This is a genomic window from Nocardiopsis sp. TSRI0078 (assembly GCF_001905145.1).
GTDB lineage: Bacteria > Actinomycetota > Actinomycetes > Streptosporangiales > Streptosporangiaceae > Nocardiopsis.
Window position 1 is genome coordinate 1 of the sequence record NZ_LWLB01000014.1, and the last position, 20,412, is coordinate 20,412.

Here is a 20,412-nt window from a genome sequence, read left to right on the forward strand (position 1 = left end):
GCAGGATGAAAAGCGCTCAGTAAGCGCCTTTCCTGAAGTTCTGCACTTAATCTCAGGTCAGGACACAGCGGCGGGCGCATGTTAACAAGCACCCCGCCGGGAGTCGGACCGAGGTTTGAAGACCATCCGACCACCCGGCGAGGTCGTGATCAGCGCGCTCACCCACCGTATTTACCCAAGCCCCCATAAGCGACATCACCCAACTCCATTGCCAGCTCGAAGGCCAGCGGAGGACGACCCTGCCAACAGTGAGGATCCCGCTGTCCTTGCGCGGCCTGCCACCCGACCAGATCCCCGCTCTGCTGGACCACGGCCCCGCCACCATGCGCCGCTGGATCAACCGCGACAGCCACAAAGGCATGAACGGGTTCGCGGTCCGCTCCCGTCTGGACGGATCGCACCTGTCCACACGCATCACCACGCTGCTCCGACATCCCGCTACGAAACACTTCCGGACCAGGCCGTGGCTGAGTGGACAAAAGACGTGGTAGCTCCTTCCTCGTCCATGACGAGTCCGAAGCCGTCCGTGACGACTCGGGGAACGATCTCCGCCTCCGCCACCTCGTCCTCACCGGACTTTGCGTCGAGGAGCACCGGCACGCCATTTGCTTCGCCGTAGACCAAACCCTTGTGTGCAGTGTGCAGCGTGGGTTTGATCCGGCCACCGGTGAACCTCCACAGCTCCTCGTGTGTTGAAGTTGCTTCAGGCGCGGCGAAGCCCCGGTTCAGGTCGGGGCTACTGAGTGGCGAGCCCCCCAGGCCACCTGAGAGACGCATGGATAGGCTGGGTGGCATGAATGGCAAGACGCCCCAGGAGATCTCTGCCGAGTTCGCAGCGATGATGCTCGGCGGCACAGTGAGCTATGACCCTCCGCCTGCCGACTCCCCGCTCGGACGTCTGGAGGCCTACGCCGAGGAGCACGGGGAGGATGCAGTGACCCCGGAGATCGTGCGCCTTGCGCGGGAGGGGAAGCTCTAGGTCGCCGTCGCCCTGAGGCTCATAACAAAGCCCCCGGCCTTCCAGGGGGCACTGAGCTAGCTAGTGGTCACTGGCTCCCGACAGTACGGAAGCGCTCTCGCAGAGCCCCCGTGACAGGCATCGTGAGCTCAACCCTGCCAACGGCAACCCTCAGCGTGCCCCCTTCGGGGTTGGAGTGATAGCCGTCGAAGATGTCCGGCTCCAGCTGTACTGACCTGAGAGGTTAGGAACGCGGGAGGGCCGCCGATCGCGGTGTGGAACCGGTGGACCAGCCACCCCAGGACTCACAGTGATGGTAGTGATGCAGCCACCCCGTGAACGCCTCCCGGCGCTCGGCCCCGGGCCGGTAGGGGCGGGCGTAGGCCCATTCGTCGGTCAGGGTGCGGTGGAAGCGCTCCACCTTGCCGTTGGTCTGGGGCCGGTAGGGGCGGGTGCGCTTGTGCTTGATGCCCTGGCCGCGGAGCAGGTCGCGCCAGGTGTGGGACTGGTAGCAGGCCCCGTTGTCGGTCAGCACCCGCTCCACCGCGATGCCCGCCGAGGCGAAGTAGGCGTGCGCCCGCTCCCAGAACCCTGCGGCGGTCTCCTTCCTCTCATCGGCCAGGATTTCGGTGTAGGCCACACGGGAGTGGTCGTCGATGGCGGTGTGCAGGTAGCCGTGGCCGAGCTTGGGGTTGCCGTGGGCGTTGCGCGAGGTGTCCGCCGCTGTGGCGGTGCGGTTGCGTCGCCCCTGGGCTCGTCCCTGGGTGCGGTCCCCTCCCCCGGTGGGGATGTTGCCGAGCTTCTTGATGTCCACGTGCACGAGCTCGCCCGGTTGGGCGCGCTCAAAGCGGCGCACCGCCCGCCCGGAGGCCCTCTTCGCTTGGTGTCAGGCGGGGTGGGTGTTACCAACCTCCATGGTCAGTACACGGCGATCCCAGAACATCCGGTACAAAACCGTTCCACCTACTCGACGATGCCGTGTTCGATCTTGTTGCGGCACTCTTCCGATAGCCCTGTCTGTTCGATGCATTGCTGGATCTGCTCTTCAACCGAGGGCACACCTTCTGTCACATCTGGGGCTTCGGGCTCGGGCGCAGGTGTTGAAGGAGCAGACGGCGGCTCGTAGCGGCTCTTCCCCGTTGCCGTCGCCGTCGCAGGGGGCATGGACTCTGGGCGCGTCTTGGGAGCAGGCGGGCTCTCGGACTGGGTGAAGAACTCCTCTGGCCTTTGCTCCGGCGCCGGGGTCGTTTCACCATCGGCGCCAGAGCTGCAGCCAGCAGTAAGCAGGGTGAGCATCATCGCGAAGAGCAGAACCCTCATACCTGAAAGACGTCTCCAGGTCAGGCAGCGGTTGCCTGAGCAAGCACCGTGAACCTCCGCTGTGCTGCCGCAGCGGCAGAGAAGACCCTGCCCTATATGTGATCGGTGTCCAACGCTCTTGGAGGAGCCACACGGTTTCTTCGGGTTCCCTCCTGACTCGATCAGGAACCTCGGGGATTTTCCAGGTCAATCGTCCCGCGCAGCCTGGCCGGGGAAACGTAGCGCTGGCTCATCGTCCACGCCTGCGGCCGACCAGAAGCCGTCACCGTGTCATTGACTACCGGGGCGTCCAGCTTCACCGTGTCCGGATCTTCGGGGCCGGAGAACAGGAATACCATGTACCCCTCATCCTCCTCTCGTGCCCCTCAGCTTCGATACGGGCGGTCTCGGGCTGGATGGCCTGCTGAGCGTAGAAACCCATGTGGGCCAACCCATCCCGGAAGGAACGGCGGGATTGGCGGATGTAGGCGCCGGTCTCCAGGTACTCGGCATAGGCCAGGCCGGCGGCGACGATGACCACCTCGTCGGTGGTGAGAAGGCCGTCGTCGTCGAACAGGGCCTGCAGTTCCCGCAATAGGAACCGGTCCAGCTCGGACGGGGCGAGCAGGGCATCGTCCAGGATCGCGGTGATGGCGTCGTGCAACGCGGCGAAGTTGAACCACACCACCCGCTGGCCCTCCGGGGAGGCGGTCACCGGCGGCCGTGTCGCATCGGGGGTGAGGACGAACAGCAACTGCCCCGGCCCCTCCCCCAGAGCTTTCAAGTGGGCGCGCAGTTGTTTCTCGTCGACCGTGCCGCGGGCGGTCTTGACCTCGAACAGGTAGGTGAAGTCAGCGGAGATCCGGGCGTCGGGGACCGAGCCCGTGCCTTCTAATCCGATGGCCGCAGGTTCGAATCCTGCCGGATACGCCACAAAAACCAGTTCAGACGGGACGTGCTGCTTCACTTTCGAGGAACCGCCGCACTGATGGGACCAAGGTGGGACCGAGATGGGACCAACCCCGCCTTCACCCTTCGTGCCCGCCCCCGCTGATGCGTCCCGCCAGAATCGCGCAACAATGGTCCAACCCCAGCGAGACGTACCAGCTCCCGTGCCCCCGCCGCGACAGCGCAGGACATCGACCCTCTCTGGCTTTCGCGCCCCTGGTACCGCAGCATCCACACCGCTTGTACACCCAACCCGGTCCAGACATGGCCAACACCCCTGAAACCAGTCTCCCCCGAGCGGAAGCCAGGAGCAGCCCATGTGTGGGGCAGTGCTGGTCAAGCTACTCCCCCCAGCCTTCCTGACGATTACCGAATGGCGGAAGCGATCCCAGGGCCCACTTCGGTGTCCATCCCGTCCGACCCGAGACACCACCTCTCGCACCGGATGAGCCGGTTTCCACCGAACCGCGGACGAGTCAGCGATAGGGCTGTCCGCCACGGGTCGCCAGCACGAGTGCCCGCACACAGTCCTCGCACCCGCACTGCCCCGGGAATTCCCACTCGGGGTCGTGCGCGGCGTCAGGGCGGGTGAGGAGGTAGTCCTCGACCTCCCGGGCCGTTCCCTGGAGACGCCAGGGGCGTCGCCGTCCATGCCTCCATCTTGTGGAGGCATGGCGGACACGGTTCCGCAAGCGATCGTCTAGCTCAAGGCATCAATCTCGGCCACGAATCCGGCAGTTGCCACCAAAGCATGGATTCCGGTCACATCCGTGTAGCGAGTACCCCAAACAAGCTCTGACACAAATAATCCCCTGGCAGAAAAGTCGACCACCGCGGAGGGCTGCCGCGCCAAGGGCTCTGATGCTGTCCTACGCGAACTCCGCTGAGCAATGTCTGCCGGGGCTGAGGCGATCAAACAGATCGATCCCCTCGTCTTGACCAGGGATCTCGAAGCATTTGCGCGCAGGAGTCCGCGGGTACCGGACTCACGTGATCAATAATCGGCCAGCGAATCCCGCCACCGTGGAGTACCCTCGATCAAAAGCCGATCCAGGAGATCACCCCCAGATGAAACTGCGCCCCATGGCCACCCAGGTCGACGTCTCCGGATCGACCATTCTCCGCGACCGCCCCCTGGACGAAATCCTCGATTCCTGCCGGGACGACTCCGACCGGCCCGGGAGCCTCATCGTCCACGGTCCCTCCGGGAGCGGCAAGACCACCCTGCTCACTCAGTCCAACGAGATCATGCGGCTGATCACCCCTACCGCGTTCGTCAACTGCAACGAATACCGCCCGGAGACCGTGCCGGACCTCTTCCGCGATATTCGGGATCAGTTGAGCGCGAAGATACCGGGACTGCCGCGTTGCCACTTTCCAAGGTTGGACCTGGTGCTCACCGCATTGAGCAAGGATCTCACCCCCGTCAGTGACTACACCAGATTCTGGCCCGAGCTGGTCAGACACTGGAGGCAGCAGGTACGTTCCAACCGCGGAGCCCGACGCGAGCGTCGCGACGGCGCCGCCACGTCCGTCAGCCTCGTGGTAGAGGTGAATCTGGTCTTCGTCAAGTTCCAAGTCGGCGCCGTCCGTCCGGTCGGCCCCGCCCTCGCGCTACCGCGCAGGAAGATCGACACCGCCGTGGAGCAGTGGTTCAAGGCCCGGGCCTGGGGCTCGCTCATCAACCCCTATCCGGAACACGCCGGAACCGAGAAGGCGGAACGGGACCGCGAGACCGAGTGGAGGATCCAGACCAGCCACAACGAGTGGCTCGTCCACGCCTTCCTCGCCGATCTGCGCGACCAGGCCGAAGACGCCGACCAGTACCGGCGCGTGGTCTTCCTGGACGACGTCGACGCTTTGAAGCAGCCGGCCAGCAGAGGCGGCGGGCTGCTCGCACTGTTCCGGTCCGCCCAGTCCTCGCCTGCCCACCAGGGTGCCGGCCGGACACCGCTGCTGCTGGTGAGCAGCAGTCCCGAGAAGCCTCTCTTGACCAGGGCGAAGGCGGTCCCGGCCCCGGACTTCAGTCCCACCGAGGTACGCGAGCTGGCGGACCGCACACCGCACCGCATAGACGACTACTTCCCCGAGCTCATCTTCGGACTCACCGGGGGATACGTGGCCGCCACCAGCTATCTGCTCCAAGACCCGGCGATCGATGGACTGCGCGCCTACAACGGCCTCCAGCACCTGCTCCGGCAGAAGCGCGGCGGCGCCGAGGACGCCCCGACACTGAAGGAGCACCTCGGTGACACCCTCATCAAGGCCCTGCTGAAACACTCCGAGCTCGACCTCGCGAGTCGGACGCTCGAAGCGCTGACGATCTGCTCGCTCGCCAAGGACCTCCAGGACGTCGAGTACCTCGTCCGGACCTACGACCTCGGCGAGGACCTCACCGGGCTCGACGACCGCCGCTGGCTGGCATGGAACGAGAACTCCGGGGCGGCACGCTCGGCCCGGGCACTGATGATGCGGTTGCTGCTGCGTCGCTGGCAGAAGGAACCTACATGGGTACGCTGCGACCGCGACGAAGCGTTCCGCCGACTCGCGAGGCGGTCCGACGAGGGCGTGAGCGGTCACACCCCGAACTGGTACTACTACACGCTCGGGTCCGGCGACCTCATGGCGGTGTGCCGGGAGCTCGACGCGCTGCTCGACCTGCCGGGCCGTGAGTCCGAGGTGCTCGACCTCATCCGCCACACCACGTCGGTACCGCAGCCGCCGATCGACGACCCCGGTGCGGACGGCTTCACTCCGCTGCAGCGATACGGGTTCCTCGTCCGGAATCGGGGGCCTCGTCGGTCGGACGGAGCTCCGCTGGGCCACCGGTTGTCGAGGATCCTCCGCATTGTCGCTGGCAAGTGGGTCATCGAGGATCCCTTCGAGAGCATGTACACCAGGGACGTGCACCTGCGCGTGAGGACCGCGTTCCACGAGCTGGGAGCCGTCTGCGAAGACTCCCGCCCGTTCCAGTCCGAGGCCGAGTTCCACGAGAACATCTCGCTGGAGCGCCCGGTGAATCCGCTCGACGCCGATATGGACTTCTGAGAAGGAGGATTCATGGAACAGGGACGATCCTCCATCGGCGGCCTCGAGTTCCCGCTCACCCGAGCCGAACTCGTGCGCAGGATCGGTTCACAGCTCCAACGGCGGCGGTTCAGGCGAACCCGGGCGGCTGTGGTCCTGTCGACGGCCGTGGCGATCGTCGCCACCGTGGTCGGGGGCGTGTTCGGTTGGCCGCACCTGGTCTGCGGGACGGGCCTACAGCAGATCCGGGGCGAATGTGTCGGCGTCAACGACGGCTCCTATTCCTTCGACGCGGGCCTCGAATGGGTCACCGGCCGGATCCACAACATGAACACCGAGGTCGAGGAGCTCGCCGCCTCCCGGGACGACGTCGAGGCCTTCCGTATCGTGATGATGACTTCGTTCTCGCTCGGCGGGAACACGGACCTGAGCGGGGAACAGATCATCCGCGCCGTCGAGGGGACCTATGTCGCGCTCATGCGACAGAACGGGTTCGCGGAGACCGGATCCGGCGTCGAGGTGGTCGCCGAGCAGAGCCGGATCTTCCAGCTCTACCTGGCCAACGAGGGGAGCGTGCAGCAAGGCACCGATGCGGTCGTCGACGACCTCGAATCGATGGTCGACGACGACATCCCCCTGTCCGTGGTCATCGGGCAGTCTTCGACCACCACCGAGACCGAGGAAGTCGCCCGGGAACTGTCCGAGCGCAGGATTCCCATGGTCGCCAGTTCCTCGACCTCCACCACGATCAACAATGTGCACTCGCCCGGGCTCATTCGATCGGCGCCCAACAACGAGGACTTCGCGGCGGCTCTGCGCGACCACCTGGACCGTCAAGCCGAGTCGGACCAGGAACCGGTCAGGGGCCTGCTGCTCGCCGACGAGAACGAGACCGACACCTTCTCGCTGGATCTGGCCGATCAGTTCCGCCGATATCTCGATCCCTATCTCGTCCAGAACTCGCTGACGTTCCACGGCAGCGCCGGCTCGGGGAACACGACCGTCTACTTCGATCACATAGTCAACGAGATCTGCGCGAACCCAGGGACCAACGCGGTGTTCTTCGCCGGACGGTACTCCGACCTGGGGACCTTCCTTCGATCCCTGGAACTGCGCGGTTGCAGGGCCGAATCCGACACCCCGATCACGGTGTACTCCATGGAGCTCGGGTTGCTTCCGGGCATGACCAGGTCCTACTCCGGCACGGAGTGCGAGCCCGCCGACGACGACTCGGCCCCGGAGCACTACCGCCTCGTCCAAGCGAGTGCCTTCGATCCCTCCTGGCTGGAGGAGCACGCTTGGAGCCCGGCGGGATTCCACGACTACAAAACGGCCATCACCACGACGGTGAAGGCCGAGACGGAAAGCACCTCCGCTCCGGAGGACTTCTACAGCGGTTACAGCCTGGTCTACTACGACGCGGCCACGATCGCGGCCCGCGCAACGCTGCTGGGCTTCGAGGCGAGCGACGAGAGTACCCTGGCCGCGAGCGTCCGGAACCACCTGTTCCGGGTCACCCGTGAACCGACCGGCAGCGGACGTCTGGACTATCTGGAGGAGCTGGAGGGCCGGGTGACGGGCCGACACATCCCGATCCTCAGTTCCGACTGCTCGGTGAAGACGCTGGACGCGGATCCGTTCCGGACACCCGACGTCCCCTACGACGAGCTATACCCGGACCTGGCAGACTGATCGGCCGCCGCTCGTTGCACCCCTTACCGTCGGTTCCGGTGTCCCGAACCCTCACGCTGATCAAGTGGGTGCAGGCCAAGCCGTTTCCCACATGCCCATTCCAGACTGTCCAGGGCCCGAGCGTGGAGTGAGGTCGAGCGTGATCGGATGCACTACAGGAATTGTCTGTTCGCCGCCACAGTTGGCGGCCAACCACGCCCGGTAGGGGACCGCGACCCGTTCAGGGATCGCGACCGCCCGGTAGCGTCCCGCCCCGCAGGCGTGCTCCACCAGGTAGTGGCCGCCCTCCCACGCGAGAATCCGGCGCAGGCGGGCTCCGGCTTCGGCCACCTCCCCGATCGCCTTGGCGTCGTCGTCGGTGAGCGGGAAGTAGGTCACGTCCACACTCGTGGGCGGGTAACGAGTTGGTGCGTGACAGCGGGTGAGGCTTCACCGGAGGGCCGTGGCATCCTCTGGTCGTGACGATCAAGGTCAATCGTGCGGTCCCGGCCCATCCCTGGCTCACCGGCATCTCCCAGCACCACCTGGCCGCGCTCATCGAGGAGCTGGCCCGCCCCTGGGAAGCGGTGGTCGAGGGTCGCCGGCACCGGGTCCGGGGTGGCGAGAGGAAGCGGGCTGCCGGGGCGGGCGCCCGGCACCGCCTGGTCCTCGCCGACCGTCGGATGGCCACCCTGATCCATGTGCGCCACGACCTGCCGCACGCGGTTCTGGGCCTGCCGTTCGGTGTGGACCGCTCCACCATCAGCCGTGCCGTCGGCCAAATCCGAGCTCTGTCGGCCGAACGGGGGTACGCGGTCCCCCATCGTCCGGGGGTGCGTCTGCGCACGGTGGAGGACGTGTTCGCCTACGCCCGAGCCGAAGGAGTCGGGCTTCGGTGGACGCCACCGAGGTCCAGGTACGTAGGCCCCGCGCGGGCCGGGGCGGGCGACGGGCGTTCGTCCCGGGCAAGAAGAAGCAGAACACCATGAAGGCCACCGTCACGCGCACTCCTCAGACCGCATCACCGTCGAGCACGCCCTGGCCGACCACAAACGTTGGAAGCGACTGATGCGCTGGACCCACCGGCGGGAGAACCTCCCGGTCACCTATCGGGCCATCGCCGGTCTGGTCTGCGACCGCACCGCGAACATCTGGAAAGCGCCGCGCGCGGGATCACCATGCCTCACCCGCCTATCACGCACCAACTCGTAAGCGCAGCTGCCATTTTGGACTGCGGCCACCGCCTGGACGTTCATGCCGTGCTGCTCGTGCTTGCCCGGATGGAACGGGCGGTCGGCCGTCTCCGCTTTCGGACCCGAATCGGTCCACGGACTGGCTGCGGCGCGGATCCACGTCCTATCCACACCGTACGCCGGGTGCCTGGAAAGGCTGTGGCGCCGGCCAACGGCGACTATGAGGGCGCTGGCATCGGAGTTGCCATGCCCTTCAAGCAGCCGTCGCACGGGTCCGTCCTGACCGTGGACAACCAGGCCTTCGACCGGATCCAGCGGGTCTGCACTGCCTGAGCGAGCGGGGCTTCACGCTGCTCACCCGGCGGTGAAGGCTGCTCCAGCCCGCCACCGCCGGCCCCGGCGGGACCGACGACATCGCCAAGGCCGCACTCCTCATCACCCATTTCGAACACGGGCGCCAGGAATGGAACTCGCTGAGACCACCTAATTTCGCTTCGCCCCCACCAGCCTGCCCCCATCAATGAAACCTTGAATACAAATCACGATCACGCCACGAATCGGAAAAAGAACCCAAAATAGCTTCATGGAGCCTAAGGTCACTGACATCACGACCTGAACAATCCACCCGCCTCCTCACCTCCTCTTCAATAACCTGCCACCGCAGCTCACGCATGAGGAAGGAAACCAATTCGACCACGCTCAGCCGGGTGACGGGAAGCGATCCTGGCACACACCAGAGTCCCGTCACACCCGGGACGAAGCACCTCATTCCCCACCGTTCATGACGGCAAGGCCGATAGCCACGCCTCCCACCAGAGTGATCACAATGGAAATCCACGCGTAGCGCTCGTACCGGACTGCCTTCTCGTGATCGTGCGACCGGCTGAGAGCCATTATCGCCAAGATGACGCTGGGCACCGCGAAGACGAAGAAACAGCTCAGGACCATCAGAATCGCTGTAACCAAGGCGGCGATCGCGCTTCCCTGTCCTCGCGGAGGGGGTGCCGAGTAGACACGGTACGAAGGTTTGGGGGCGGAGCCGGAGAACGGGTCCCGGTAGCCGCCTGGTTGGGCCGGGCGCGTAGCGTGGGGCGGCCCCTGATCCCACGGATCTGGGGGGGCCTGCGGCTCGGCCCCAGGCGCATAAGCCGACTCGCCAGTAGTGTGCGTTGATCCCCACGGGCTCTCTGGTTCCGGTTCGGGCGGTGGGGTAGGAATGGTGGGCTCGGTTCTCGGCGAGCGGAGCTCCTCCAGGAGAACCTCACGGGCCCGGGTAATACGGTTGAACATCTCCGCTGCCCGTGGATCCGGATTCCTATCGGGGTGCCACTGTGGGGCCCTGAGTCGATAGGCCCTGAGCACCTCGTTCTCTCCGGCATCCGGGCTCACCCCAAGCAGCATCCGCGCCTCATCCGGATCGGGAATCAGGTTGGGCATGTCTCAGCGGTCACCCCACTCGTCCCTCTTTGCGCGGTAACACCGCAGGTTCCGATGGCCGGTGGCTTCTCACAGGCCCACGCGTTACTCGGCTTACGGCCGAGCAAGAGTCCCGTTGGTACGTCCTGGTGAAAACGGTGTCGGCGCGAGTCGGGCTCACTTTGTTGTGAGGCTTCTCCATCCTGTTTCTCGGAGTTGAAGCACCAGCACGGCCTGGGTGGTCTCTCCGGCTCGCTGCGGGCACCACCCCACCCCCCACCCAGTCGTATCGGCGTGACCCGCGTCGACCCGTCCGTGGTGGTTGACACCAGCGGATGGCTCCCAGGAGCGCATATGTCTTCGGAAATCTCGATGAGCCCGTAGACGACCTCGCCCGACCCCCGAACGGCGGACCCGTCCAGATCGGCGGAGACGAAGTGGGTGCCGTCCGGCGCCAGGGCAGTGATGGCTTTGACGCACTCGGTCTCGGCGACGGTGAAGTCTTCCACCACACGGGCGGTGTCGACTTGCAGGACGGCGAGTTCTTCGACCTTGTCGTTGCCACCGCCGGAGATTCCGTCCCGACACCAGCCTTCATCGCCTTCGGTGGAGGTCAGGAACGCCCGAGCCCGGGCACATAGCAGGAGCATGCAGGAGCAGATCTTGCGAGCGGTCTCAGTGATAGCTTCCAGGGCCGTGGCAGCCGCACTCAGGGCTCCCTCGGCGTCGTTTGTGGCCATCGGTTGGAAGACTGCACAGGGGATGACGTCCTCAGGTGCGGAGCAGTAAGCGGAGGGAGCGGACCAGAAGCTGGTGATGTCGTGGCCAGTGGTAGAGACGTCCTCGCCGATGGTACGCAGGTCGGTGGTGTCGGCTTGGAACAGGTGGGGCTTGGTGTCGGGAACGAGAACCGTGTCGAGGTCGATGGGGCTAGTGAATCCTGGTCTACCGTTCTTGCCTGTCACTGATCGCTTTCAGCGGAGAGGAAAAGGGGGGCGGAGTTTCGATGGTGATCCGAACGCACTTTTTGTCTTACCAGCGGTCGGTGACAGATCCGACACTCTGGATGGGCGCACGGGAATGAGCGGAAGGCGGGCACAGGCACGGCTTCGCCCAGGTGGAACCCAGTATCCGAGGAAGTTCCGGACGTACGGGCGGTATCTTGTGTGTCGAGAGCCACCGACCGAAAGCGGCCAAAGATGCGTCCCGGACCGAGCTCGGATCTGCGCTTAGCCCAGCCCCGGAAGAGGTCGAACCCCAGCGGGACAAGAGCATCCTACTGATCCGGCCGCCGAGTCAAAGTCGACCTACCCGAGCGGCCAGCGCAGCGGCCGCGCGATAAGGACCTCACGAGGTGCCATCGGACGCCGCCTGCACACAGTTCGTACTCCGTTCGTGCTCCGCAGCTTTGGACCGGGGCGACAGCGGGCGGCACCCCTTGACACGAAACGACAGCGGTGTTCGGATGGATTGGGACGAAACGGCGCCCTGTGGCACGTAGAGGCACGAAAAAATCGCCTTTCTCATCCGATGGCCGCAGGTTCGCGTCCTGCCGGGTGCGCCACAAAACCCCAGTTCAGACGGGTCATGCGAGCCGAACAGACGAGGCACCGGGTCTGGTTCGGGGCCTGACATGCTCCCCGTGTGCTCCGCAGTGCAGGGTCCAGTACAGGTGGGGGCGCACCTCGCGGGGCATTTTGCCATCCCGTGACCGTGGCGGCCATCGCCCGGGGCGCCCCGTGTCCGCCCGCAGTGCCCCGCAGCCGCACTGAATCCCAGCAGGGGCATACGTGTGCCCCCTTCGGGCCCAACAGCCGCCCACACACCCCAGAACACCCGCCCCGCACCGGGTCAGGCAGTGGCCAGCGCTGTCACCGATCGGCGCTAACCTGCCCCGGCACCACACCCTCCCCCACGATCGAGGCACCCTGTGTCCAGCCCCGACCCCACGACGAAGCGCGACCGGCTCCTCACCGCGTTCCCCGAACTACGCGAGCACGGAAAACCCGCGCTCCTACTCCACCCCCACCTGGGAGCACCAACATCCCGGGACAGCTCGGTCGGTGGCCCGCTTCTGTGGCCCGCCGACGAACCCTGGCCCACGTGCGACCTCGTCCACTACGACTTCACCGCCCCCGGGGGAGCCGAAGAGGTCCGCTTCAACGAACCGGTCGCACTCCAGCCCGTACTCCAACTCCTCGCCCGGGATCTGCCCGAGGGACACACCCTCCCCGTGGAGGCCGAACTGCTCCAGGTCCTGTGGTGCCCCAACCGCCCCCCAGCCACCCGACGCCTTCGGCCACGGCTACACCCCCTGGCTCACACTGCGCTGGCGGGACGACGCCTCCACGCTGCGACCACTTCAGGGCCAACCACACGCGCACACCGCTGAGGAGGAGTACACGCTTCCGCCCTGTGCCCTGACCATCGAGGAGATCACCGACTACCCCTCCGACGACGAACTTCCCGAGAACCTGGCCGACCGCATCCAGGCATGGCAGGACGACGTACCCGAGTCCGGACACGTGACCCCCAAACCCAGCTACTTCTACGATGTCGCCCACCGAAGAGGCATGAAACTCGGCGGCTGCCAACGGTGGAGCCTGACCGACTCGGCTCCCGTGAAATGCGCGTGCGGCACCCCCATGGAACTCCTGCTCCAGATCGACAGCATGGAGCCAGGCGGGCTGGAAAGACTCGTGATCGGCCGCGGCTACTCCCTCAGCGTCCACCGCTGCCCAGCCTCACCGAACCACCCCCACAAGACCGTTATGAAGTGATACACATTAATCACAGAAGTAAGCCAAAGGAAGAGAATAGGATCCGCACCGGGAAGTAGAGCGGTCAGCAGGACCGCAGTCAACATGACACGGATTCTTCTGTAAGGCCATGGACACGTCGTTCAAGAGATCGACGGTTCCAACGACTTCGGCGAAGACTTGTACGTCACCTTCGCCCAAGGCGGGGAGCGAACATCCGACATTATCGCCATCCAAGTCAGGGGGATCATCTTACCGAATGAGAAGGGGGTCCTGAATTCCAGTGGGGAATCACACGCAACAGTGGGAATCCAGCGCCATGCCAGTCATCTGCATCGCGTATGGCCCAGAGTCCCACAACCTCTACTGGACCAATGCCACCGAGACTCTCGAGAACGCACGATTCACAGGAAAGCAGTTGAGGTCGACCCCCATTAGCCGGGAGAGTGTTCTAGACATAGCCGACCCTGGTGCGCGGACGCAGCCGGGTCCGGTGCCCAACCAGTGCTGGCGCCACTCCCCTACCATCCACACCACCAGGCCTGTCGCGTCTGTTTCGACGCCCTGGGCCCCGTGCAGCACCGCGCGAGCGGCCTCACGGGAGGCGAACCCACCACGACGCATCCGGTACCGCCGCCCCGGAACATGCTCCAACTCCACCGAGAAGTGCCAGCTCCCATGCCCACGAGACCGCAACCGCGGACACCCACCCCCGACCTTCCTCGAGGTACCAGGCAAACGACACCCACACCGCTTGAACGCCGAACCAGACCCGAACATCACCACCACCTCCAAGCCCAGCCTCGTCCCACACAGACGTGCCCGAAGAAGGCGAATGATGGGAGACGATCCCGGCACACACCAGGGCCTCCAACGACCTCAGCACGAAACACATGCCGTGTAGAACGTCTCAACACGTTTTGCAGCTTCCGGTCGCCGACTACATCGACTGCGGAATCGGGGAATGGCCACCGCTCCGTGAAGCGTGGAGCCTGCCTGAGTGCCCCACGGAAACCAGGCGTCTCCGCTGCGTTCCGCTACCCGGCCCGGGCTCAGGCCACCGCCACTGCGGATGTGATCATGCCGGAGTCGACCGCGTAGACGATGACACCTCCCGGGACCACACGGACCCCGGCCGCCTCCTCCTCGGACAGCTCCCGGCCCAGGACGTTCTCGACCGTGCGGGAAGCCGCGCCGTCCCAGGGGTGGACCGTCAGTTCCACCGCCCGGTCACCGCTCCCCGGCCATGCGACCGCGTAGAGGTCCTCGTCCGTGGTGGCGAACCTCCGCTGCCCGTCCGTGGAAGGAAGCTCCAGCGTGTACTCGGGTTCTCCGCGGGCATCGGTGAGGGTCAGGGTCGGGTCCGACCCCAGGAGCACGCCGTCCCCGATCACGTCCTCCCAGAGGTCCTCCTCCAGCCGTTCCCCACTCGGACGGGGGTCCTCCCACGTTCCGGCGGCGAGTTCCTCACCCGTGCGGGTGTCGACGGTGAGGTACGCGTCGGAGTGGACGTCGTAGCGGTAGAGCAATGAGCCGTCGGAGGAGGCCGTGATAGCACTGCCGGCGGGGTCGTTGGGATTCGCAGCCTCGTGCGTCCACAGCAGGTCACCGGTGACCGAGTCGAAAGCGTGCACCACGGGAATGGTCCCATCGGCTCCGCCGCCCTCACCGAGGCATCGGAGCGAGGCGAGGACCTGGTCGTGTGTGACCTCAAGGTCGAGAACGGTGTCCTCTCCGTCGGGAACACATTCCGGTGATTCCTCGAACCTCCACAGCAGGGCGCCCGATGATGCCCCGTACACCTCCAGCGGAGCACTCGCCCCCGTCCGCACGGCGACGCTCTCGTCTTCCGGGGGCTCCGCGTTCTCGGAGTCATGTGCCACCGCAGCGACCTCGTCCGTCAGGAGCTTCTGGAGGTCCTCGGAACGGTGCAGGATCCGGCCGCTCATCGCATCGAGGGTGACCCTCACCGTCGCGGGGGCGGGGTCGTCATCGGTCGGGGGAGGATACTCCTCGAGTACGAGCGAGTCTCCGTCAGGAGCGACCAGGATCCGGATGTCCGATCCAGGCGTGCGGTACCGCCACAGTTCGTCACCGGTGAGGGGATCCACCACCATCGCCCCGTCCCCGAGCTGCAACAGCGCTCCCGAGGTGACCGCCTGCAGCCCTCGGACCGCGTCCTGCGGAAGGTCCAGTGCACGCGGCACGCCCTCGATCCCGGCCGGAATCTCACGGGCCGGAGGCTCGACGCTCGCGGTGAGATGTTCCGCCCCCGGCCGCGGGGGCCGGAGCGCCCCCTCGGCCACCACGCCGGCTCCGGCGGGAACCACCAGGGTCGACACCAAGGCCAGGAACAACACCACTCCCGCCCCGGGCACACCGTGTTCCCTGCGGTCGAGCAGGATCGCGGCCGCCGCGAAGAGCATCTGGAGGCCGCCCACCGCGGCGGTGACAGCCACGGTCGGCATGAGCCGATACCGCTCCCCGGGAAGGAGTTCGGCCTCCGAGTAGCCGCTCAGGTGGGAGAAGGCGACGGCCACGACCAGGACCGCGACCCCCAGAGCCGCCCAGAGCAGGACCGACCTCACAGTGGAAGCCTCATCGGCCTCCGCCCGCACGTCCCGGAACCAGGAGACCACGAACAGAACCGTGGCGACCAAAGGCCCGTAGAGCACGTACGGCGGAGCCGACACGTGAGGCGTTCCGACCCACGTGAGGACGAGATGGAGAAGGAAGGGCAGGAGGCCGATCAGGCATCCCGACACGGGCAGGCGTCTACGGACTGTCTTCATGGTTCTACTGGTTCATCCTCGGGCTCTGGCCGGCCATGTCAGTTTCGACGTTCAGGGTTGATGTGCGTGTTGCACTCATCGGTGTCATCCGCTCGAAGGTTCCCTCCCTCGAACGAGCTGCTTCCATCATCGAATTGCTCCGTATATTCACCAGCCAGTTTCTCGTCGCTCTCATCGAGAACCTCGTCGGCGAGGAGCTCGATCAAAGAAGCAGGGCTATTCCCACGGGCATCCACCTCCTCGTATGAGCAGGCCACAGATCTTCATAGAAGGCCACGCCGTAAAGGGGTGACTCGACCTGCTCCTGCACCATGGCGCAGGACCCGTTATCATCGCCGATCTTCTCGGCGGTGAGGAGGTCCTGGTCGATGGTGCGCGACAGCGCCGAGGCGTCGGGAGGGCAGTTCAGCAGGAAGACGGTGCGGCCCGCCTGCGCGCTTTGCGCCAGGTCCTCGTGTGCGCTGGTCCGGAGCACCACGCGGCGGGGCCGGTACAGGTGAAGCCAGGTCCTGGTCGCGTTCACCGCCTCGGCGGTCGCTCGCGACAGGTCCTCGGCCCGAAGGCACAGCACGGGCGGCACCGGGATCCCGAGTTCCGCGGCCTCGCTCAGCCGGGCGGCCTTGAACCCCCGTGGTCGGCGTCCAGTCGTTGAGTCAGCAAGTCAGCGGCCACCGGCACACCCGCCCGAGCCGAGCCGCTTCCCAGCCTTCCTGACGATTACCGAGTGACGGGAGGCGCTCCCGGCACACGTCAGGGTCGCCCCTGGATCCCGAGCGAAACAGCCGACCAGCGACGCGGGCCCGGTCGGTATCACCGAAGGCTGTGACGGCGCGCTGTGGTTCGTGGAGACCACAGCAGGCCGGATCGGGCGCCTCACCACGAACGGACGTATCCGGGAGTTCCCACTCCCCCAGCGGGACTCACGCCCCCACGCGATCATCGCCGATCCCAAGGGAGGGTGCTGGTTCACCGAACGGGGCGCGAACGGGATCGGCCACATCACGGCAGAGGGCGGCATCGACCTGTCCGCCCCTTTCCCACACCCGCCGGCGATGATTTCGCCTAGCCTTCCTGGTCTGTCTACGAGAAGCCGTCAGCGAGGAGCCGTCATGAAGTCCGTGCCGCCCCGCCCTGACTGCTTCGGCCCCATACGCGTCTGTAGAACAAGGAAAGCAGGAAGACCATGACCAAGGTGGTCGTCGACATCTCCATGTCCCTCGACGGATACGTCACCGGACCGGATGCCGATTCCTCACAGGGTCTGGGCCGGAACGGGCAACCCATCCAGGGCTGGGTCACATCTGCCGAGCACTCCCCCAAGGACGCCGCCATCCTCGAGGAAGGCTTCCATTCCACCGGCGCGGTGATCATGGGACGCAGGACCTTCGACTTCATCGACGGCTCCCAAGGATGGGAGGGCGACCGCGGATACGGCTACGAACAGGACCAGACGCAGGCCCCGCACAATTTCGTCATCACCCACCGGGCCCCGCAGCGGACCCGCCACGTGGCCGGCTTCACCTTCGTGACCGGCGGTATCTCTTCCGCCATCTCCCAGGCGGCGAAAACCGCTGGGGACAAGGAGGTCGTCATCATGGGGGGAGCCGATGTGGCGGGGCAGGCACTCGCTCTGGGAGCGGTCGACGAACTCCGCGTCCACCTGTCACCCGTTCTCATGGGATCGGGAACACGACTGTTCGACCACATCACGGAGCAGACCCTGCTCACACAGCAGAACGCTGTCGTCACGCCCTACGCAACGCATCTGACATACCGTGTGGACCGCGCTCCGGGCACACGAACCCATGACCGGGTAGAAGGCTGAGACCTGCAGGGCAGAGCGCCGCGTTTCCAGCGGGCCTTCGACCCGATCGGCCACCGGCCCCGGGCACGGAAGAACCCCGCACCAGAGACGCTGGACCCGATGCGCGGCTGGACAGCCAAGAAGGAGGGCCGTCACCCGCGGGTGGCGGCCCTCCGAACGGCAGGGTCCGGTTACCGTCGCCCCACGACCTCGAACTCGAGGACGTCGGTGAACTCGCGGCCGTAGGAGTCGGTCGCGGTCACCTCGGCGGTGTGCTGACCGTTGCGGAGATTCCTGGGCAGGTCGAACCGCCACAGGTGCATCGTCCGGTCGGCGATGCTGCCGCCGTGGACCAGCTGCTGGGAGACCGCGTACGGGTCGGAGTACTCGGCGCCGACGTTGACGGCCTCGCCCTCCATCCGCTGGGTACGCGCAGCCTCCTCGGCCGGCCCGCCGTCGATGCTGACCTCGACCGTCGAGCCGGTGGAGCCGAAGAAGAAGTTGGTCGTCAGCCAGCTGCCGTGGGCCAGGTCGGCGCGGTCGACCACCAGGGGCTCGTCCAGCTCAGGGGCCTCACCGACGGGGTCGTCGTTCCACTCCTGGCGCTCTTCGAACCACTCGCGGTAGGTCGGGGTGTTGATGCCCAGCTGCGTCTGCACGTCGTCGGACTCACCGGTGACGGTGTAGCGCGCCTGGAACTCGTTGCCCTCGATGTCCAGCGTCACCACGCCAGGACGGCCGCCGTCGCGGCCGATCGCCGCCGGGTAGCCCTCCTCGCCGACCGCGCCGGAGTACCAGTCGCCCGAGATCGCGCCCGCGGTGATGTGCGGGAACGGCAGGCCCTCGACACCGAAGATGTCGCGCCAGCCTTCGACGTCGTCGCCGGCCTCGAGGTTCTCGATGCTGTGGCTGTGGCCGGACAGCGCCACGGCCCTGCGGCCCTGCAGCAGCTCGTGCACGCGGTTGACCTGGTCGACCTGGTGCACCGGGGAACCCTCGTCGGCGTAGTTGAGCAGGCTGATGTGGCTGGCGACGACGATGAGCTTGTCGCGGTCGACGTTGTCCAGGTCGTGCTGGAGCCATGTGAGCTGGTCGTCGTCGATCCGGCCGTTGTACGCCGGGGCGCCCTCCGGGTCGGCGCAGCGCTCCTCGATGCCTTCGGGGCTGTCGTCGGCCGCGGTGCACGGGTAGTCGACGGTGTTCAGCGCGATGACGTGCACGTCACCGACGTCGAAGGAGTAGTACTCCGGCGCCAGCTGCGCGCGGAAGGTGTCGAAGGAGTGCTCGGCGCTCGGGGTGTCGAAGTCGAGGTCGTGGTTGCCCGGCAGGAAGCGGACCGGGCCGTTGGTCTCGCTGACCAGGTCCTTGACGTCGGGGTAGAGCGACAGGTCGTCACCGACGACGTCGCCGACGAACAGTGTGCCGCAGCCGGCGTAGTCGTCGCGGTCGGACAGGTCCTTGATGGCACCGGCGCGCGCGTACTCGATCTCCTGCTTGTCGTAGGTCTGCAGGTCTCCGGCGATGACGCAGCTCTGCGCGGCGGAGGCGGTCTCAGCGCTCTCAATGATCGGGAAGTTGACCGCGGACGGCAGTGGGCCGGTCGGCGCGATGCCGCCGTAGCGCAGGTCCGGGGACCCCTCGGGCAGGTGGTTGTAGTGGAACTGCGGGATGTTGTGCTCGTCCAGCGGCACCTGGTAGCCCGAGGGCTGCGTGATCGACACCGTCATGTTGTCGAACGCGGGCAGCCGATAACGGCCCTCACCGTCGGTCCGCACCACTTCGCGACCGTTGGTGACCATGACGCCGGGCAGGCCGGCCTCGCCGCCGTCGCTGGCGCTGTTCTGGTTGGCGTCGACGAACACCCGGCCGGTCAGCACCGAGTCGTCGGCGGCGCCCATCGGTGTGCGGACGACTTCGACCTCACCGCGGTAGGCGGTGTCGTCGCGGCTTTCCGACGGCGCTGCCGCGGCCGAGGTGGGCACCATGGTCAGGGAGCCGGCGATGGCGGCGGCCGTCGAGACCGTCAGCGCGGTACGAAGATAGCGGTGTGCCCTCAGGGCACGCCGCGTTCGCGCATGTCGTGGATATGCCGTTGGCATGCGGTTGCCTCCGATATGCGGGGGAGGGGAACAGAACCGGCCGGGGGGACCGGCGGAAGGCAACCTTTCTCGACACGGCTGAACAAGGACCCAGGTGCCGACCAACAGCCGACCACCGACCGGTGACGAATTGCGCGGCACACTGAGTTTTCTCAGCGAGTTCTTTCTCCATGGGTTGTTAATGACCGGGGCCGCCTGATGATCGCTCCGATCCGGCCTGGGCCCGGAGGCTGCTTTCGGGATGATCGCGAAGTTCGCCCGTCTTCCCTAGTCACGCACCGCCGGGAAAACCCCGCCGCCGAGTCCAGACATCCGCTTCGGACCGTGTACGCACGTCATTTCAGGAAGCGGAGCGCGACTCCGCCCAGTCCGGAGAACCTGACGAGGCGCCGTCGGATGCCATCAGTCACCGATGTGCGCCCCGGTTGTGCTCCGCGGTGCCGTAC

Annotated in this window: 15 protein-coding genes and 1 pseudogene; 6 read left to right on the top strand and 10 right to left on the bottom strand. The window is 66.2% G+C overall.

Features of this window, described 5'->3' with window-relative positions; all coding sequences use genetic code 11:
• Nucleotides 1–793 precede the first annotated feature (793 nt).
• Nucleotides 794–979: a PCP reductase family protein gene (locus tag A6A08_RS13025; protein WP_073702898.1), complete on the top strand. Its 186-nt coding sequence runs from the start codon at nt 794–796 to the stop codon at nt 977–979.
• Between the two features lie 150 nt (nt 980–1,129).
• Here A6A08_RS13025 and A6A08_RS13030 read toward each other — a convergent pair.
• The 3 genes and pseudogenes from A6A08_RS13030 to A6A08_RS13035 form a co-directional block, all read right to left on the bottom strand.
• A pseudogene (locus tag A6A08_RS13030) lies at nt 1,130–1,832 on the bottom strand (DDE-type integrase/transposase/recombinase); the annotation flags it as partial.
• An 89-nt stretch (nt 1,833–1,921) separates the two neighbouring features.
• Complete coding sequence (locus tag A6A08_RS27560; protein ID WP_143181754.1) at nt 1,922–2,278, bottom strand: hypothetical protein; 357 nt, start codon at nt 2,276–2,278, stop codon at nt 1,922–1,924.
• A 295-nt stretch (nt 2,279–2,573) separates the two neighbouring features.
• A complete protein-coding gene (locus A6A08_RS13035; RefSeq protein ID WP_073702863.1) occupies nt 2,574–3,224 on the bottom strand; it encodes a hypothetical protein in 651 nt (216 codons plus the stop codon).
• A gap of 1,049 nt (nt 3,225–4,273) precedes the next feature.
• Here A6A08_RS13035 and A6A08_RS13040 point away from each other — a divergent pair.
• Together A6A08_RS13040 and A6A08_RS13045 are read left to right on the top strand one after the other, a co-directional pair.
• A complete protein-coding gene (locus A6A08_RS13040; RefSeq protein ID WP_073702864.1) occupies nt 4,274–6,253 on the top strand; it encodes an AAA family ATPase in 1,980 nt (659 codons plus the stop codon).
• 12 nt (nt 6,254–6,265) lie between these two features.
• The gene (locus tag A6A08_RS13045) at nt 6,266–7,924 is read left to right on the top strand and encodes an ABC transporter substrate-binding protein (RefSeq protein ID WP_073702865.1); all 1,659 of its coding nucleotides are present in this window, start codon (nt 6,266–6,268) and stop codon (nt 7,922–7,924) included.
• A gap of 60 nt (nt 7,925–7,984) precedes the next feature.
• Here A6A08_RS13045 and A6A08_RS28795 read toward each other — a convergent pair whose 3' ends face one another.
• A complete protein-coding gene (locus A6A08_RS28795) occupies nt 7,985–8,302 on the bottom strand; it encodes a hypothetical protein (RefSeq protein ID WP_242422519.1) in 318 nt (105 codons plus the stop codon).
• Between the two features lie 80 nt (nt 8,303–8,382).
• Between A6A08_RS28795 and A6A08_RS28420 the strand changes: the two genes are divergently transcribed.
• Nucleotides 8,383–8,892, top strand: coding sequence for a transposase family protein (locus tag A6A08_RS28420; RefSeq protein ID WP_206780074.1), 510 nt, complete (start codon nt 8,383–8,385; stop codon nt 8,890–8,892).
• Between the two features lie 387 nt (nt 8,893–9,279).
• On the top strand, nt 9,280–9,429 hold the full coding sequence (locus tag A6A08_RS27970) for a hypothetical protein (RefSeq protein ID WP_158069278.1): 150 nt from the start codon (nt 9,280–9,282) through the stop codon (nt 9,427–9,429).
• Nucleotides 9,430–9,861: 432 nt separating this feature from the next.
• On the opposite strand, the gene A6A08_RS29355 is transcribed toward A6A08_RS27970, so the two are convergent.
• The 5 genes from A6A08_RS29355 to A6A08_RS28205 all read right to left on the bottom strand — a co-directional run bounded on the left by A6A08_RS29355 (nt 9,862) and on the right by A6A08_RS28205 (nt 16,643).
• Complete coding sequence (locus tag A6A08_RS29355; protein ID WP_083609098.1) at nt 9,862–10,533, bottom strand: DnaJ domain-containing protein; 672 nt, start codon at nt 10,531–10,533, stop codon at nt 9,862–9,864.
• Nucleotides 10,521–11,477: a hypothetical protein gene (locus A6A08_RS27565; protein WP_143181755.1), complete on the bottom strand. Its 957-nt coding sequence runs from the start codon at nt 11,475–11,477 to the stop codon at nt 10,521–10,523. The genes A6A08_RS29355 and A6A08_RS27565 overlap by 13 nt, the downstream gene beginning before the upstream one ends.
• 2,846 nt (nt 11,478–14,323) lie before the next feature.
• A complete protein-coding gene (locus tag A6A08_RS13075) occupies nt 14,324–15,964 on the bottom strand; it encodes a PQQ-binding-like beta-propeller repeat protein (RefSeq protein ID WP_242422522.1) in 1,641 nt (546 codons plus the stop codon).
• Nucleotides 15,965–16,101: 137 nt separating this feature from the next.
• Nucleotides 16,102–16,269, bottom strand: coding sequence for a hypothetical protein (locus A6A08_RS27975; protein ID WP_158069279.1), 168 nt, complete (start codon nt 16,267–16,269; stop codon nt 16,102–16,104).
• On the bottom strand, nt 16,266–16,643 hold the full coding sequence (locus tag A6A08_RS28205; RefSeq protein WP_073702870.1) for a hypothetical protein: 378 nt from the start codon (nt 16,641–16,643) through the stop codon (nt 16,266–16,268). Before A6A08_RS28205 ends, A6A08_RS27975 begins: the two co-directional genes overlap by 4 nt.
• Before the next feature lie 603 nt (nt 16,644–17,246).
• Between A6A08_RS28205 and A6A08_RS13090 the strand changes: the two genes are divergently transcribed.
• Nucleotides 17,247–17,888 (top strand): dihydrofolate reductase family protein, encoded by a 642-nt coding sequence (locus tag A6A08_RS13090; protein WP_073702871.1) that lies wholly within the window; start codon nt 17,247–17,249, stop codon nt 17,886–17,888.
• 170 nt (nt 17,889–18,058) lie between these two features.
• On the opposite strand, the gene A6A08_RS13095 is transcribed toward A6A08_RS13090, so the two are convergent.
• Entirely contained in the window at nt 18,059–19,852 is a 1,794-nt protein-coding gene (locus tag A6A08_RS13095) for a calcineurin-like phosphoesterase family protein (RefSeq protein ID WP_073702872.1), read from the bottom strand.
• Nucleotides 19,853–20,412 lie beyond the last annotated feature (560 nt).